Source organism: Streptomyces sp. JH14, assembly GCF_029428675.1.
Taxonomy (GTDB): Bacteria; Actinomycetota; Actinomycetes; order Streptomycetales; family Streptomycetaceae; genus Streptomyces.
This window is the reverse complement of record NZ_JAJNEL010000001.1, coordinates 3712573-3726748: the sequence shown is the minus strand read 5'-3', so window position 1 is coordinate 3726748 and position 14176 is coordinate 3712573. Positions and strand designations below refer to the sequence as shown.

Sequence of the window (14176 nt, the reverse complement as noted above, 5' to 3'; positions counted from 1 at the left end):
CAGCGACAGGACATCGCCCCGGCAGCGCGGCCGTTCGGTGGACTCCCTACTCGCCGATGCGTACCACCGCGAGCGTGATGTTGTCGGGGCCGCCCGCCTCGATGGCGGCCCTCCACAGCTCGAATGCGGCCCTGCCGTCGTCGTGCACCCGCAGCAGACCGTCGAGTTCATCCTCCGCCACCGGGTCGGTCAGCCCGTCGGTGCAGACCACATAGCGATCGCCCGCGGACAGCGGCGACGTCGTCACATGGGGCGTGATCGCGCTGAACCGGGGCGCGCCGCCGAGCGACTGCGTGATGAGTGACGTGGTGCGCCGGCCCGGCGCCAGCGGAGGGCTGTCGTCCACGCTCACCTGGCGGAGTCCGTCCTCGGCCACGTCGAGCACTCTGCTGTCGCCGACGTTGAAGGCGAGCAGCGACTCCGCCAGCACGACCGCGCCCGCGACCGTGGTCCCCATGGCGACCAGCTCCGGACGGCCGTCGGCGGCCGCGTACACGGCACGATTGCAGGCGATCAGCGCGTCCCGGACGGCTTCCTCGCTGTCCAGCGAAGGACCGACCGAAGCGAGCCGGCGGACGACGAGCGCGCTGGCCACCTCGCCGGCAGGCTGCCCGCCGATCCCGTCGGCGACCGCGACGACGAGCGGGGTGCCGAGCGGGAACAGCAGCGTCTGGGGATTCTCGGTGGCGGTGCCGCACAGCGTCCACGGTCCGACCACGAGGCTGTCCTCGTTGTGATCGCGGATCAGCCCGGTGTGACTCAATGCAGTGACGGCTATGTACGGCATCGAAGGGCCCCGCTTCTCCGCGACGGCTGGCGCGTTCCGCACCTCCATTGTGGCGCGGCGCGCCGAGTGGCCGCCCGTCGTCGCGTCCACCACGGTGCACTCGCCGGGCGAGGCGTTACGTCCTTCGGCCGCACGGGCAGGGATCGGCCCATGCCCGTGCTCGTCGGAACCTCGGGGTGGCAGTACAAGGACTGGCGCGACGTGCTCTACCCGCCCGGACAACCGCAGCGGCTGTGGCTGGAGGAGTACGCCCGGAACTTCGCCACCGTCGAGAACAACAACGCCTTCTACCGGCTTCCCACCGCGGAGATCTTCGCCTCCTGGCGGGAGCGGACGCCGGAGGGATTCGTCATGGCGGTCAAGGCCAGCCGCTATCTGACCCATCTGAAGCGGCTGCACGAACCCGAGGAACCGGTGAGCCGGCTGATGGACCGCGCCGAGGGCCTCGGCGACCGCCTGGGCCCCGTGCTGCTTCAACTGCCGGCGCACTTCCGGGAGGACACCGGGGCCCTGGACGCCTGTCTGCGCTGCTTTCCCGGCAGGGTGCGGGTGGCCGTCGAACTCCGGCACACCTCCTGGTGGGAGGCGGAGCGCGAGCTCCGGACGGTGCTGGAGCGCCACGGCAGCGCCCTGTGCTGGGCGGACCGGGGGTCCCGCCCGGTGACGCCTCTGTGGCGCACCGCGTCATGGGGATACGTGCGGTTCCACGGCGGCCTGGCAGAGCCGTCGCCGCGCTACGGCCGCCAGGCACTGACGTCCTGGGTCCGCCGCATCGTGGACGCCTGGCCCGACGAGGACGACGTGTATGCGTACTTCAACAACGATCTGGGCGGCGCGGCCGTCGTGGACGCCGCGACGTTCGCGCGGACGGTGGCCGCGTCGGGCCGGACGGTGAGCCGTACCCCGCCGGTCCCGCCGGCAGGGCGAACCTGAGATCCCCTGTTTTTCCCCGAGACCTGCCAGATGTGCGTCCGGGCCGGAGCTGTCGGCGCGGCCGGGGTGTTCGCCCTGCTGATCGTGGTTGTCTGGCAGGTGGCTGCGACCTGGCGTGACCGCATGGTCGCCGCCTGCGAGGAGCAGTACAGGCAGCTCGCCGGAAGGTACGCGGAGCTGCTCGAGGACGACGCCGAGCTGCACCGGCGGACGCTGGAGGAGCTGACAGGCCCGGACCTCGATCGCGTCGATGGAGAAGATGATGCGCGAGATCGACCAGTCCCGTGACGGGCTGTACGAGTGGTACGGCCGGGAGCGCCAACACCCGGCCATACCTGCGAAGTACACGCCGGACAACACCGTCCGCAGCCGCGGCGGGCTCTCACACCCTCACACCGCGGCACGGATTCCCTGTGTCCCTCACCGGCCTGCGGCCGGTCGCACCCCACCCTGGGAGATGACTCATGAAAGCGCTGCTCAGGCGTGCCGCCGGCATTCCCGCCGGGCGCCGCACCAAGTGGCTCGTGCTCGCCGCCTGGCTGATCCTCGCCGTCTCTCTCGGCCCGCTCGCGGGCAAGCTGGGCGAGGCCGAGAACACCGGCGCCAATGCGTTCCTGCCGCGCGGGGCCGAGTCCGCACAGGTGAACACGGCGCTGGAGAAGTTCCGTACCGACGCCGTCATGCCCGCCGTCGTCGTCTACAGCAGCGACCGGCCGCTCACCGGCGCCGACCGGGCCAGGGCCCTTGCCGACCGGGCCGCCTATGCGCATCTCGCCGCGGACGGTGAGCAGCCGGCGGGCCCGGTCGCGTCCGAGGACGGCAGAGCGCTGATGGTCGTCGTCCCGCTCGCGTACGGGGACGACCTCACCGGACGCGTCGACAAGGTCCGCGAGATCGCGCACGCCGACCCCCCTCCCGGCCTGGACATCGAGGTCGGCGGACCGGCCGGTTCGCTCGACGACCAGGTGGCGGTCTTCGGCTCCCTCGACTCGACCCTGATGATCGCGACCGGCCTGGTCGTCGCCGTCCTGCTGCTGATCACCTACCGCAGCCCCGTTCTCTGGCTCTTCCCGCTGCTCTCGGTCGGTTTCGCCGCCGTACTGACGCGGGTGAGCACCTATCTGCTGGCCAGGTACGCCGGCCTGCCGGTCGATCCGCAGAGCGCGGGCATCCTGATGGTGCTGGTCTTCGGTGTCGGTACGGACTACGCACTGCTGCTGATCGCCCGCTACCGCGAAGAGCTGCACCGCCACGAAGAGCGGCACACGGCGATGCGGATCGCGCTGAGCCGCTCCGGTCCCGCCGTCCTGGCCTCGGCGGGCACGATCGCGGCAGGTCTCGCCTGCCTGTCGCTCGCGGACGTCAACTCCTCGCGCTCCATGGGTCTGGTCGGGGCGGTGGGGGTGGTCTGCGGGTACCTCGCGATGGTCACGGTTCTGCCGTCGCTGCTGGTGATCGCGGGCCGCTGGGTGTTCTGGCCGTTCGTGCCCCGGTACGGCACCCCGTTCCGCAAGGTGCGGACCATCTGGTCCAGGGTCGGGGCCGCCGTTGCCGCCCGTCCCCGCCGGTCCTGGATGATGTCCGCCGCGGTGACCGCCGTGCTCGCACTGAGCGCCCTCGGCATCGACATGGGCCTGACGCAGTCCGAGATGTTCCGGACCGAGCCGGAGTCGGTCGTCGCGCAACAGAGGATCTCCGCGCACTACCCGTCGGGCTCCTCCGCCCCCGCGAAGATCGTCACCGACGCCGGTGCGGCGGACCGGGTCAGGCCGGTTGCGGCCGGAGTCGAGGGCGTCACCCGGGTCGAGGACGGCGACCGCACGCCCGACGGGCGGCCGGCCTCCCTCTCCGTGGTACTGAGCGACGCCCCGGACAGCCCGGCCGCCAAGGACACCGTCGATCGGCTGCGTACCGCGGTCCATGCGGTGGACGGCGCCGACGCTCTGGTCGGCGGCACCACGGCGCAGACCCTGGACACCCAGCGGGCCGCCGACCGCGACCTGCTCACGGTCATCCCGGTGGTGCTGCTGGTGGTCCTGCTGGTTCTCGTCTGGCTGCTGCGGGCCCTGGTCGGGCCACTGCTGCTGCTCGCCACGGTCGCCCTGTCCTATCTGGCGGCCCTCGGAGCCTCGAACCTGCTCTTCGAGCACGTACTGGGCTTCGCCGGGGTGGACTGGTCGATTCCGTTGATGAGCTTCGTCTTCCTGGTCGCGCTGGGGATCGACTACAACATCTTCCTGATGCACCGGGTGCGCGAGGAGACCGCACGGCTCGGCCACGGTCCGGGCGTGCTGGAGGGTCTGACCAGCACCGGAGGCGTCATCACCTCCGCCGGAGTGGTGCTCGCCGCGACCTTCGCCGTCTTCGCAGGGCTGCCCCTGGTCGCCATGGCCCAGCTGGGTGTCATCGTCGGCATCGGCGTCCTGCTCGACACCTTCCTCGTCCGTACGGTCCTGGTTCCCGCCCTCGCCCTCGACCTGGGCCGGTGGTTCTGGTGGCCGGGGAAGCTCTTCCGTGCGGCGGGCCCGCCCCCGCAGGTCCCGGCAACGGCGACCGGACAACGGGCGCACGCGGAGGCGTAGGAGGGCTTCGTCCGGACCGGTTCCGCCCGATGTGCGCCACAGAGCCGCGCGGTGCCCGCGCCGGTGGTGGGGACGCCGGCACGGGCACCGCTTGCGGGGGCCGGGTCAGCACAGGAGGTGGAGGGGGACGGCGTCGGCCATGGCCTCGTATGCGCCGCTGGCACGGATCCAGTGGTTGACGGCCCGCCGCGCGGCTTCGTTCCCGGGGCTGTAGAAGCCGAGGGTGTCGTCCTTGAACGGCAGGATCGTGCCGCCGTACACCGTCAGTCCGCGTGCGTGGGCGCGGGCGACGATCTGGCGGTGGGCGTCGATGATGTCGGAAGCGGGGACCTGCCGGGTGGGCTACACGACCAGCACCTGGAACAACGGCCTGACCGCGACCCTCACCCTCACCAACACCGGCAGCGCGCCCCTCACCGGCTGGTCGCTCGCCTTCACCCTGCCCGCGGGCCAGACGATCACCGCCGGCTGGGGCGCGAACTACAGCCCGGGCAGGGGGCCGTGACCGCCAGGGGGGCCTCGTACAACGCCACGCTCGCCCCGGGGGCCACCACCCAGATCGGCTTCCAGGCGACCCACACCGGCAACACCGGAAACCCGCCCGCCTTCACGCTCGACGGGACCACCTGCTCCACCGCCTGACGTCTCCCGCCCGGCGCGCGGCCGTCCCCGGCGTTTTCGGGCGGCCGCAGCCGGGCGGCGACCATCATGACCTGCTGCTCGTCGCCTCCTGGAGATACGCGGCCACGTCGGCCACGTCGTCGCCGATGTCCAGCACGCCGTCGATATCGGACGCGGACGCACCGTTCACCCCGGCGAAGAACACGTCGTGGCGCCCCTCGCGCGTCTCGAGATACCCGGCGACGGCCTCCGCGCCCACGCCCAGACGCTCGTTGAGCAGGTCACCCTCCGTGACGGTGCCCGTTTTGGCGGACACTCTGCCGCGGGCGGGACAGCTCCGGCAGGACGACGCGAGGGATCCGTCGACACCCAGGGTGGGCAGCGCCTCCCGGAAGCGGGTCGCCTCGGAGGTGCCTTGCCAGTACCTCAGGAGCTGGGCCACGGCGCGGGGTGTGACGCGGTCGGCCGGATTGCCGCCGCGGCCGTCGGAGAGCTGGACCGACTTGCGGTCCACCTTGGCGCTGCCCAGGAACTTCTCGAGCACGGGAAAGCCGTCCGCGCACCGGGAACTGCCCGTGCTGACGGCCATGAGGCAGATCCCGAGGTTGGCCCCGAGGTTGTGGCTCACCTTGAAGATGAGCCGGGCGTACGAGTCGTACGCCGGGGAGGTGAACCGGGCCACCACCGGCGCACCCCCGTACGAGCGGGGCAGCCGGGCCGCCGGGTTGGGTCCCACGGCCTTGGCGGTGACCGCGACCCCGGCCCGCTTCAGTGCCTCGATCAGGGCGGTACGGCCGAAAGCGTTCGGGTCCTTGATGTCCGACACCCGCAGGACCGGGGCGGAATCGATGGCGATGGTGCCGGAGACCTGGATACGGGTGCCGTCGGCGGAGGGCTTCACCTTGAGGGCGGTGGGCTTGCCGGCCGCGACGGTACGGACGGTGGACTTGACGCTGTACGGCGCGACGTGCGGGCGCCAGTCCAGCCGGGCGCGCGCGCCCGGAGTGTCGCCCGGGGTGGTGAGCAGGTCGATCAGGTTGTCGTTGATGATCAGCGGCGTCGGTGCCGGGTCGAGCAACGGATCGGGACGGAACAGCCGGGCGTCCACGATCACGTTGCCGTCCACCTTGGTGATCCCCGAAGCCCGTACCTGTTTGGCGAGTTGATTGATGCCGGCCAGCGGGTTGGGTGCGGTGAGCGTGGCTCCGGGAATGTCGTCGGCGTAGGTGTGGTCGATGTCCGTGAAGGCGACCGTGCCGTCCGGGCGCGTACGGCCGCCGAGGGTCAGATCGCCCTGGGCGACGAGATCCAGGTCCCCGACGAGGGTCGCGCCCTGGCGCTTCCCGACGGCGTGCACCGGCGTGACGAACTGGTGATCGCCCCCGAGGGTGCGCCAGGTGCCGCTGACGCCGAACAGCTTGGCCACGGATCCGGGCACGAAGAACTGGTCGGCGTTGCGCGACTCCACCACCTCGCCGCTGTCCGGGTTCTGCTGGAAGATCGCCCACTGGGCGTGCGGGTAGGCGGGCTTGCGCATGATCGAAGCGATGCGCGGGTCGAGGTCGTCCAGCGCCTTCGACGGAATCACCGCGGCGATCCCGAAGGCCGCCACCCAGGCGGCCAGCAGAAGGCCGAGGACAGTGAGAACGCGCTTGCGGGTCCGACTGCGCCGAGGGCTTCGGCTCCGGCTGCTGTCTGGCGTGAAGGCAAAGGACATGCGGACTCCACCGGTGGTGTGCGGCTCGCGGGTGTACTGGGCCCGAAAAGTGTGATTTGAGGCTATTGCCCAGGGGGGCGGCACACGGGGCGGACGGTCCCGGCGCGGCGGACGGGTCCCCCGGACGGTCGCGGGAGAGGGCCCCGGCGGGGCCCGGCGGGCGCGCCTGTACGGACGCCGGGTGCGGGACGGGCCCGGCGTCCGCCGCGGTGGCGTACGCCCGCGAGGGGCGCCGGGTCACTTCCCCAGCAGCGTCGGCAGGTCCGCGAAGGAGTCGAGGACGTGATCCGGGGTGCCGGAGGCGGACCTGTGCGTCTCCGGCAGGTATTTGCCGGTCCTGACCAGTACGCCGGTGATCCCGAAGCGCTGCGCCGCCAGTACGTCGGTCTCGATGTCGTCACCCACCATCAGCGTTCCGGACGCGCCGGCGCCGAGATGGGCCAGTGCGGTGGCGTAGAACGCCTCGGCGGGCTTGCCGGTGACCACCGCCTCGACCCGCGCCGCCCGTTCCAGCCCCGGCAGGAAGGCCCCCGTGTCGAGGTCGAGACCCTGCGCCGTACGCCAGTACAGGTTCCGGTGCATGGCGATCAGCCGGGCGCCGCCCTGGAGGTGGCGGAAGACCGCGTTGAGGGCCGCGTAACCGAATGCCTCTCCCGCGCCGCCCAGGACGACCACATCCACCGGAGCACCCTCGTCCGCTGGATCGACGAGGGTCACACCCGCCAGGTCCTCCCCGACATCGCCGCTGTTGAGCAGCGCGCACCGGGCGCCGGGGCAGTGTTCGCGCAGATACGCGGCGGTGACCGCCGGTGCGGTGAGGATGTCGTCCTGGCCGACGGGGAAACCCGCCCCGGCCAGCTTCGCAGCCATCTCGGCGCGGGTGCGGGAGGTGGTGTTGGTGACCAGGGCCAGCGGGAGCCCGGCGGCACGCAGCCGCTCCATGGCCGCCACCGCGCCGGGCAGCGGCTGCCAGTCCACGGTGAGCACGCCGTCGATGTCGATCAGGACCGCTCCGATTCGTTCCACAAGGTCGACTGTCGCCGACTTGCGGGACCGCCGCACATGGGGTTGCGTTCGAAGTGGATACGTACGTGGTCACTGTCTCCCCTGGTTCGGGGGTGAACCACCGTGTTGTTCGCCGATCGCGTGGATGCGGGGCGGCGCCTTGGCGAGGCGCTGCGGCATCTGGCGGAGGAGAAACCCGTCGTGCTGGGGCTGCCGCGCGGTGGGGTTCCCGTCGCCGCGGCGGTTGCCGCGGCACTCGGTGCCCCTCTCGATGTGATCGTGGTCCGCAAGCTGGGCGTGCCGTACCACCGCGAGCTGGCCTTCGGTGCCATCGGGGAGGGCGGGGTGCGGGTGATCAACGACGACGTCGTCCGGCGCGGAGGGATCGGGCCCGAGGACATCGCCACCGTCGAACGCACCGAGCAGGCGGAGCTCGAACGACAGGCGCGGCGGTTCCGCGAGGACCGGCCCCGGCTGCCGCTCGACGGCCGTACCGCGATCGTGGTCGACGACGGCATCGCGACCGGCGCCACGGCCGCGGCCGCCTGCCAGGTCGTACGGGCGCAGGGCGCCGCCCGCGTGGTGCTGGCCGTTCCGGTGGCGCCCGCAGACACCGTCGCCCACCTGCGTACGCAGGTGGACGAGCTGGTCTGCCTGTCCACGCCGGTGCTGTTCTCGGCCGTCGGCGAGTGGTACCGGGACTTCTCCCAGACGCCTGACGAGGAAGTCCTCTCCCTGCTGAAGGCGTAGGGCCCCGTCCGCACCATGCTCGGCCCGCGCCCGGTCAGTCCGCGCAGAACGTGTCCCGGTCCGGGCGTACCCCCGTGGTCAGGAACGTGGTGACCTTGCCGGTGCCGCACGCGTTGCCGTTGCCCAGGTAGACGCCGTGCCCGCCGTGGCCGACCGTGACGAGCCGCGCACGGCCGCCCAGGGCCTCGCGCATCTTCAGCGCCCCGAAGTACGGGGTCGCGGGGTCCCGGAGGTTCTGGATCATCAGGATGTCGGACGGGCCCTCGGCGGTGATCCTGGCCGGCTTCTCGACGGGCCCGTTCTTCCAGAACGCGCAGGGTGTGATGTTCGCCGGCATCCCGGCCGTCAACGGGTGATCCACCCGGTCGGCGGCCACCGCCCTCCGGTACGAGGCGACGGACGCCGGCCACCGCACGTCGTTGCAGATGACGGCGACCATGACCGCGGCGTCCTGGTCCGGCAGCGGGTATGCGAGCTCCGGCGGGAGGACCGGTGTCACGGCCGGGTCCTGGGCCGCCACGACGAGCCCGGACAGCTGCTCGAACGAGGCGTCGCTGTAGAGGGCGCTCTGCAGCGCCTGCCGCAGCCGGTTGCCGGTCAGCGCGATGCCCGCCGTGGTCGTCTCCCTCGGTCGGCGGTCCAGCTCCGCCGCCAGCGAGAGGATCAACGGCCGTACGTCCTGCGGCCGTCGGGCCAGGCGGAGCCCCTCGGCCTCCCGCGCCGGATCCGAGGCCCAGGCCGCGAAGTCCGGGAAGCGGTCGTCCGCCGCCTGCGCCATGTTGGCCAGCCAGCCGCGCTCGAGCCGGGACGGATCGGGGTCACCGCTGCTGTCCAGCACCCAACGGTCCGTGTGCCGCGGATACTTCTGCGCGTACACGGCGCCCACGTACGTACCGTACGAGACGCCCCACGCCGACAGTTTCTCCTCGCCCAGCGCCTGCCGGAAGCGGTCGATGTCGCGCACCTCGTTCGCCGTGCTGAAGCTGCGCAGCACGGCTCCGCCGTTGCGGGCGCAGGCCTCGGCGGTGCGGCGGGACCGGGCGACGTTCTCCGTGATGTCGCCGTCCGGCGCCGGCCAGGAACGCAGGGTCGTCATGTACCGGTCCTCCTCGTCGAGACCGCAGTTCGCCCTCGTACTGCCGCCGATGCCGCGCGGATCGAGGCCCACCAGGTCGTACGCCCCCGCCAGCTCCTTCTGCAGCGCCGCCCCCTTCTGCGTCAGCCGCTGCACCCCGGCGCTGCCCGGCCCGCCGGGGATGACGATCAGCGTGCCGCGTCGCGCGCCGGGCCGGTCGCTGCGCACACGGGAGACGGCGACGGTGAGCTGCGGGCCGTCTGGGTCGGCGTAGTCGAGCGGTACGGGCAGATCGGCGCACTCCTGCCCGGCAGGGCCGCCGGGCTGGGCGCACGACCGCCACGTGAGGGTGGGGACAGCGGTGGCGGAGTTCGCCGGTACGGCGAGGGCGGCAGGGACCGCGACGGCGGCGAGTGACGTGGCGACGACGGTCACGGACAGGGCGAGAAGCAGGGGCCGATTGCTGTAAGTGGTCATGGGGCAAGGGTTGTTGAACGGAAGTCCCCATCCCATCCGGCAGGCACCACGGCCTCCGGTGGGGCTGCCCCCCGCACGCCTGACGAGACGTCAGTCGCGTTCCTTGCCGAACAGCAGCTTCCACGGTGTGATCGCCGATTCGATCTGCACGCGCAGCCCCAACTTCGATTCGCCGTTCACCCGCTCCTCGAATCTGATCGGCACTTCGACGATCTTCAGTCCGCGCCTGACCGTCCGGTGGTTCATCTCCACCTGGAAGGAATACCCGTTGCTTCGGACGGACGGCAGATCGATCGCTTTCAGGGTGTCCGCCCGCCATGCCTTGAAACCGGCCGTGGCGTCCTTCACACGCAGCCGCAGAATCGCGTTGACGTAGAAATTCGCCCAGGCGGAGAGCGCCTTGCGGTGCCACGGCCACTCGGTGGCGAGCGAACCGCCTTTCACATAGCGGGAGCCGATCACGACGGCGGCGTCGTCGGCGAAAAGTCTCTCGACCATGAGCGGGACCACCGAAGCCGGGTGGGAGAGGTCGGCGTCCATCTGAATGACCACGTCCGCTTCTTTTTGCAGCGCGCGCGTCATACCGGCGACATACGCACGGCCCAGCCCGTTCTTCTCGCTCCGGTGCAGAACGCCGACCGTGCCCGAGGTCCCGCCTGCGAGCCGGTCCGCGACATCCCCCGTACCGTCGGGCGAATTGTCGTCGACGACGAGAACATGCAGGTTCGGCACGTGCAGGTCCATGAGCAGATCGACGAGGACGGGCAGGTTCGTCCGCTCGTTGTAGGTGGGGACGACCACCACGATCTTCGGGGAAGTCTTCTCCACGACCGTTCCCTTGCGCTCTCAGGCGTTTGCTGATGATCCACGCTCTTGATCCGCGCGAGCCTAACACCCGGGAACAGCGCCTCACCGGGCTCTCCGTACAGCGATCCGCGCAGGCCTCGGCACCGGAGAAAAACCCGCACCCGCCCCTACGCGACGCGACACCTTTTGCACGGGGAGGAAACGAGGAAAGGACCGGTCCCGATTCCGCGCGTGTCACACGGGAGCACGGCCGGCTCTTCCCGGAGTTCCGGGCTTCTGGGTACGCTGCCCGGCGGAGACCCGGGCCCGTTGCACCCGTTCGCCGCTGAATCGGAGCACGCCATCGACCATCCGCAGAATCCGGCGGTTCTGAGCGCGACGCCCCGTCCCGAAGAATGTTCCGGACCCCGCCCGGAACGGGATCCCGCACCGCCGTTCGCTTACCCGGCCGGATTGCTGTCCGCGCTGACGGCACTGCTGATGGGCCTCTGGGGAGTCCGTCGCGAAAACTCCATGTGGCGCGACGAGTCGGTGACCTACCAGGTGGCGCACCGAAGCCCCGACGAATTATGGCAACTGCTCGGCAATACCGACGCGGTGCACGGCCTCTACTACTTCTTCATGCACGCGATGTTCGCCGTCGGAGGCGACAGTCTGGTGACGCTCCGGCTCCCGTCGGTGCTCGCGACGTCCGTGTCCGCATTTCTGGTCGCACGGACCGGGAGCCGCCTCGCGGGCCCCCGCGCCGGATGCATCGGCGGTCTCGCCTTCGCCCTCATCCCTGTGGTCCAGATGTACGCGCAGGAGGGCCGCTCTTACGCGCTGGTCTGCGCGCTCGTCGCCCTCTCCACCCATCTGTTCGCCGGCGCCCTCGACGATTCCTCGCGCGGGCGCTGGACCGCCTACGCACTCACCGTCATCGTCGCCGGATGGCTGCACGAGTTCGCGCTTCTCGCCCTGCCCGCCCACGGTCTGACGCTGTATCTCTCACGGCTGCCGCGTCCGCTGCTGCGGTCCTGGGCGGTGGCGGCAGGGGTGTCGGTCGCCGCGGTCGCCCCGCTGGCCGTGCGCTCCGCGGGGCAGTCGGGGCAGGTCTCCTGGATCGGGTGGCCGCGTCCGGCCGAATGGCTCGTGGTCGCGGCCGTGACACTGATCGGCGTCCTCTGCGCGGTGTACGTGACGAAGCCGGCGGGGGCGGCGGCGCGGGCGGGCGGCCTTCGCCTGGTCCGGCTGGCTCTGCCGCTGCTGATCGTGCCCCCGGCCGCGCTGCTGCTCGCCTCGCTCCACGACCCCGTGTACCTGGACCGCTATGTCCTCTACTCCCACGTCGGGCTGGCCCTGCTCATCGGCCTCGCGGCGGACCGGCTGTGGGAGGCCGCCGGACGGACCGCCCGGACGGCGACACCCTGGCGGCGTGCCACGGTGTCCGGTGTCGCGGCGGTCGGTGTGGTCGCCGCTCTCCTCCCGGTGACGCTCCAGATGCGCACTCCCGACAGCCGTAAGGACGACGTCACCGCCATCGCCGCCCAGGTCCGTGCCATGGCGCCGGACGGCGCCGGCGTGCTCTTCATGCCGTCGCGGCGGAGGGAGTGGGCCCTCTCCTACCCGGACGACTTCCGGGGCCTGACCGATCTGGCGCTGCGGCGGAGCCCGACCGCCGGCAACACCCTCGAAGGCACGGAGGATTCGGCCGGCCGGATCCGGGCCCGGCTGCGCGGGTTCGACCGGATCGTGGCGCTCAGCGATCCGCCGGGGCAGCCGGAGGACGCGTTCCCCGGCGAAGTGGTCAAGCGGGACGTCCTGCGCCAGGAGTTCGTCGTATGCCGGCGGGTGCAGGTCAAGGGCGGCCGGGTCACGCTGTATGCGCGGCCGGGCCGGTGCTGAGCCGGCCGGGCGCCGGTCGTCCCTCGCGCCAGGCACGGCGCACACACGGGCGATAGTCTGGTGCGAGCAGGGGCCGTGCGGGTGACGGTTGCTGCGCGGCGGTGGGGCCCGCCGTACCCGAACCGCGGCAGCAGCGCCGCCAACGGTCCCTACTTGCGGCCGAGCGTGCCCGCTCGCGGGCACCCAGCAGGTAGGAGACGCATGTCCACGGGAGCGCAGCAGCCCCGGGTGTTCCCGGCATCGACGGGATCCCCGGACTCCTCCGTGCCGGATGACCCCGACGACGCCGAGGCCGCCATGTCCGTGCCCGCACGACTGGGCGCCCGGTCCGGCCGGCAGTGGCCGGTCGTCGCGGCCGTCGCCCTCGGCGGTGCGATCGGAGCGTGCGGCCGCTACGGGGCCTCGCTGCTCTGGACGACCGCGCCGGGCGGTTTCCCGTGGACGACGCTGCTGGTGAACGTCGTCGGGTGTGCGGTGATCGGCGTCTTCATGGTGGTGATCAGCGACGTCTGGGCGGCGCACCGGCTGGTGCGGCCGTTCTTCGGTACGGGGGTGCTGGGCGGGTTCACCACGTTCTCCACGTACGCGGTGGAGATCGAGCGGCTCGTGGACAGCGGCCGGGCCCGTGCAGGTGTCGCCTATCTCGGACTGACCCTGCTCGCGGCGCTCACCGCGGTGTGGAGTGCGGTGTGGCTGACGCGCCGCGTACTGGCGTGGAGGCGGCCATGACGCAGGAGACCAGCGGGACCGAGGGGGCCGGGGCGGCCGAACGGGCCCTGCGGCTGACGGTCCTCGTCGGGGAGTCCGACAGCTGGCACCACCGGCCCCTCTACTCGGAGATCGTGCACCGGGCGCACCGGGCGGGGCTGGCGGGTGCCAGCGTGTTCCGGGGCATCGAGGGCTTCGGCGCCTCGTCGATGATCCACACCCAGCGGCTGCTGTCACTGAGCGAGGACCTGCCGGTGGCCGTCGTGATCGTGGACACCGAGGAGCGCGTCCGCGCGTTCCTTCCGCTCGTCGACGAGCTGATCGGGGAAGGCGTGGCCGTGCTGGACGCCTGCGAGGTCATCCGCCGCCACGGCCGGGAGGAGGGCCCGTGAACTGGCTGCTCGTGATCGTCGGCGCTTCCGTCGGCGCACCGCTGCGCTACTTGACCGACCGGGCGGTCCAGTCCCGGCACGACACGGTCTTCCCGTGGGGGACCTTCGTGGTGAACACGGCCGGCTCCCTGGTGCTCGGTCTGCTGACCGGCGCGGTGGCGGCAGGCGCCGCGTCGTCACAGGTGCAACTGCTCGTGGGGACGGGGCTGTGCGGGGCGCTGACGACCTACTCGACGTTCAGCTACGAGACGCTGCGACTGGCCGAGGGCGGGGCGAAACTGTACGCGGCGGCCAATGTCGTGGGGAGCGTGGTGGCGGCGCTGGCCGCGGTGTTCGCAGGGGTCTCGCTCGCCGATGCGCTCTGGGCGTAGGACCGTTCGGGACGCCCCGCCGCACGGGCGGGACGTCCCGGGATCAATGAGCTGGGGTCTTTCGTCC

The 14176-nt window shown here is 71.7% G+C and carries 14 protein-coding genes and 2 pseudogenes; 10 read left to right on the top strand and 6 right to left on the bottom strand.

The annotated features are described in order from the left end of the window. Positions 1-46: 46 nt before the first annotated feature. Positions 47-787 carry a PP2C family serine/threonine-protein phosphatase gene (locus LRD69_RS16800; RefSeq protein ID WP_277327383.1) on the bottom strand — a complete coding sequence of 247 codons (741 nt, stop codon included), beginning with the start codon at positions 785-787 and terminating at the stop codon, positions 47-49. Positions 788-937: 150 nt separating this feature from the next. Between LRD69_RS16800 and LRD69_RS16795 the strand changes: the two genes are divergently transcribed. The 3 genes and pseudogenes from LRD69_RS16795 to LRD69_RS16785 all read left to right on the top strand — a co-directional run bounded on the left by LRD69_RS16795 (position 938) and on the right by LRD69_RS16785 (position 4302). Further along, complete coding sequence (locus LRD69_RS16795; RefSeq protein WP_277327382.1) at positions 938-1720, top strand: DUF72 domain-containing protein; 783 nt, start codon at positions 938-940, stop codon at positions 1718-1720. Positions 1721-1750: 30 nt separating this feature from the next. Continuing rightward, a pseudogene (locus LRD69_RS16790) lies at positions 1751-1997 on the top strand (hypothetical protein); the annotation flags it as partial. A gap of 187 nt (positions 1998-2184) precedes the next feature. Beyond that, positions 2185-4302: an MMPL family transporter gene (locus LRD69_RS16785; RefSeq protein ID WP_277327381.1), complete on the top strand. Its 2118-nt coding sequence runs from the start codon at positions 2185-2187 to the stop codon at positions 4300-4302. A 105-nt stretch (positions 4303-4407) separates the two neighbouring features. On the opposite strand, the gene LRD69_RS16780 is transcribed toward LRD69_RS16785, so the two are convergent. After that, positions 4408-4563 (bottom strand): hypothetical protein, encoded by a 156-nt coding sequence (locus LRD69_RS16780; RefSeq protein ID WP_277327380.1) that lies wholly within the window; start codon positions 4561-4563, stop codon positions 4408-4410. A gap of 49 nt (positions 4564-4612) precedes the next feature. Between LRD69_RS16780 and LRD69_RS31055 the strand changes: the two genes are divergently transcribed. Together LRD69_RS31055 and LRD69_RS31050 are read left to right on the top strand one after the other, a co-directional pair. Then, complete coding sequence (locus tag LRD69_RS31055; RefSeq protein ID WP_346771911.1) at positions 4613-4807, top strand: cellulose binding domain-containing protein; 195 nt, start codon at positions 4613-4615, stop codon at positions 4805-4807. Continuing rightward, positions 4804-4944: a cellulose binding domain-containing protein gene (locus LRD69_RS31050; RefSeq protein WP_346771910.1), complete on the top strand. Its 141-nt coding sequence runs from the start codon at positions 4804-4806 to the stop codon at positions 4942-4944. The genes LRD69_RS31055 and LRD69_RS31050 overlap by 4 nt, the downstream gene beginning before the upstream one ends. A gap of 64 nt (positions 4945-5008) precedes the next feature. Here the strand turns inward: LRD69_RS31050 and dacB are convergent, their stop codons facing one another. Both dacB and LRD69_RS16765 read right to left on the bottom strand, forming a co-directional pair. Then, positions 5009-6640, bottom strand: a complete 1632-nt coding sequence (gene dacB, locus LRD69_RS16770; RefSeq protein WP_277327379.1) for a D-alanyl-D-alanine carboxypeptidase/D-alanyl-D-alanine-endopeptidase — start codon at positions 6638-6640, stop codon at positions 5009-5011. A 237-nt stretch (positions 6641-6877) separates the two neighbouring features. After that, the gene (locus LRD69_RS16765; RefSeq protein WP_277327378.1) at positions 6878-7666 is read right to left on the bottom strand and encodes an HAD-IIA family hydrolase; all 789 of its coding nucleotides are present in this window, start codon (positions 7664-7666) and stop codon (positions 6878-6880) included. Positions 7667-7768: 102 nt separating this feature from the next. On the opposite strand from LRD69_RS16765, the pseudogene LRD69_RS16760 reads away from it, so the two are divergent. Further along, a pseudogene (locus LRD69_RS16760) lies at positions 7769-8386 on the top strand (phosphoribosyltransferase family protein); the annotation flags it as partial. A gap of 43 nt (positions 8387-8429) precedes the next feature. Here the strand turns inward: LRD69_RS16760 and LRD69_RS16755 are convergent. Both LRD69_RS16755 and LRD69_RS16750 read right to left on the bottom strand, forming a co-directional pair. Further along, on the bottom strand, positions 8430-9947 hold the full coding sequence (locus LRD69_RS16755; protein ID WP_277327377.1) for an alpha/beta hydrolase: 1518 nt from the start codon (positions 9945-9947) through the stop codon (positions 8430-8432). A gap of 90 nt (positions 9948-10037) precedes the next feature. Further along, a complete protein-coding gene (locus LRD69_RS16750; RefSeq protein WP_277327376.1) occupies positions 10038-10775 on the bottom strand; it encodes a polyprenol monophosphomannose synthase in 738 nt (245 codons plus the stop codon). Positions 10776-11207: 432 nt separating this feature from the next. On the opposite strand from LRD69_RS16750, the gene LRD69_RS16745 reads away from it, so the two are divergent. From LRD69_RS16745 to crcB (LRD69_RS16730), 4 genes are all read left to right on the top strand, one after another. Continuing rightward, positions 11208-12638 (top strand): glycosyltransferase family 39 protein, encoded by a 1431-nt coding sequence (locus LRD69_RS16745; RefSeq protein ID WP_277327375.1) that lies wholly within the window; start codon positions 11208-11210, stop codon positions 12636-12638. 297 nt (positions 12639-12935) lie between these two features. Next, positions 12936-13367 carry a fluoride efflux transporter CrcB gene (gene crcB, locus LRD69_RS16740; RefSeq protein ID WP_277329761.1) on the top strand — a complete coding sequence of 144 codons (432 nt, stop codon included), beginning with the start codon at positions 12936-12938 and terminating at the stop codon, positions 13365-13367. Then, on the top strand, positions 13364-13738 hold the full coding sequence (locus LRD69_RS16735) for a DUF190 domain-containing protein (RefSeq protein WP_277327374.1): 375 nt from the start codon (positions 13364-13366) through the stop codon (positions 13736-13738). Before crcB (LRD69_RS16740) ends, LRD69_RS16735 begins: the two co-directional genes overlap by 4 nt. Then, positions 13735-14109, top strand: a complete 375-nt coding sequence (gene crcB, locus LRD69_RS16730; RefSeq protein WP_277327373.1) for a fluoride efflux transporter CrcB — start codon at positions 13735-13737, stop codon at positions 14107-14109. Before LRD69_RS16735 ends, crcB (LRD69_RS16730) begins: the two co-directional genes overlap by 4 nt. Positions 14110-14176 lie beyond the last annotated feature (67 nt).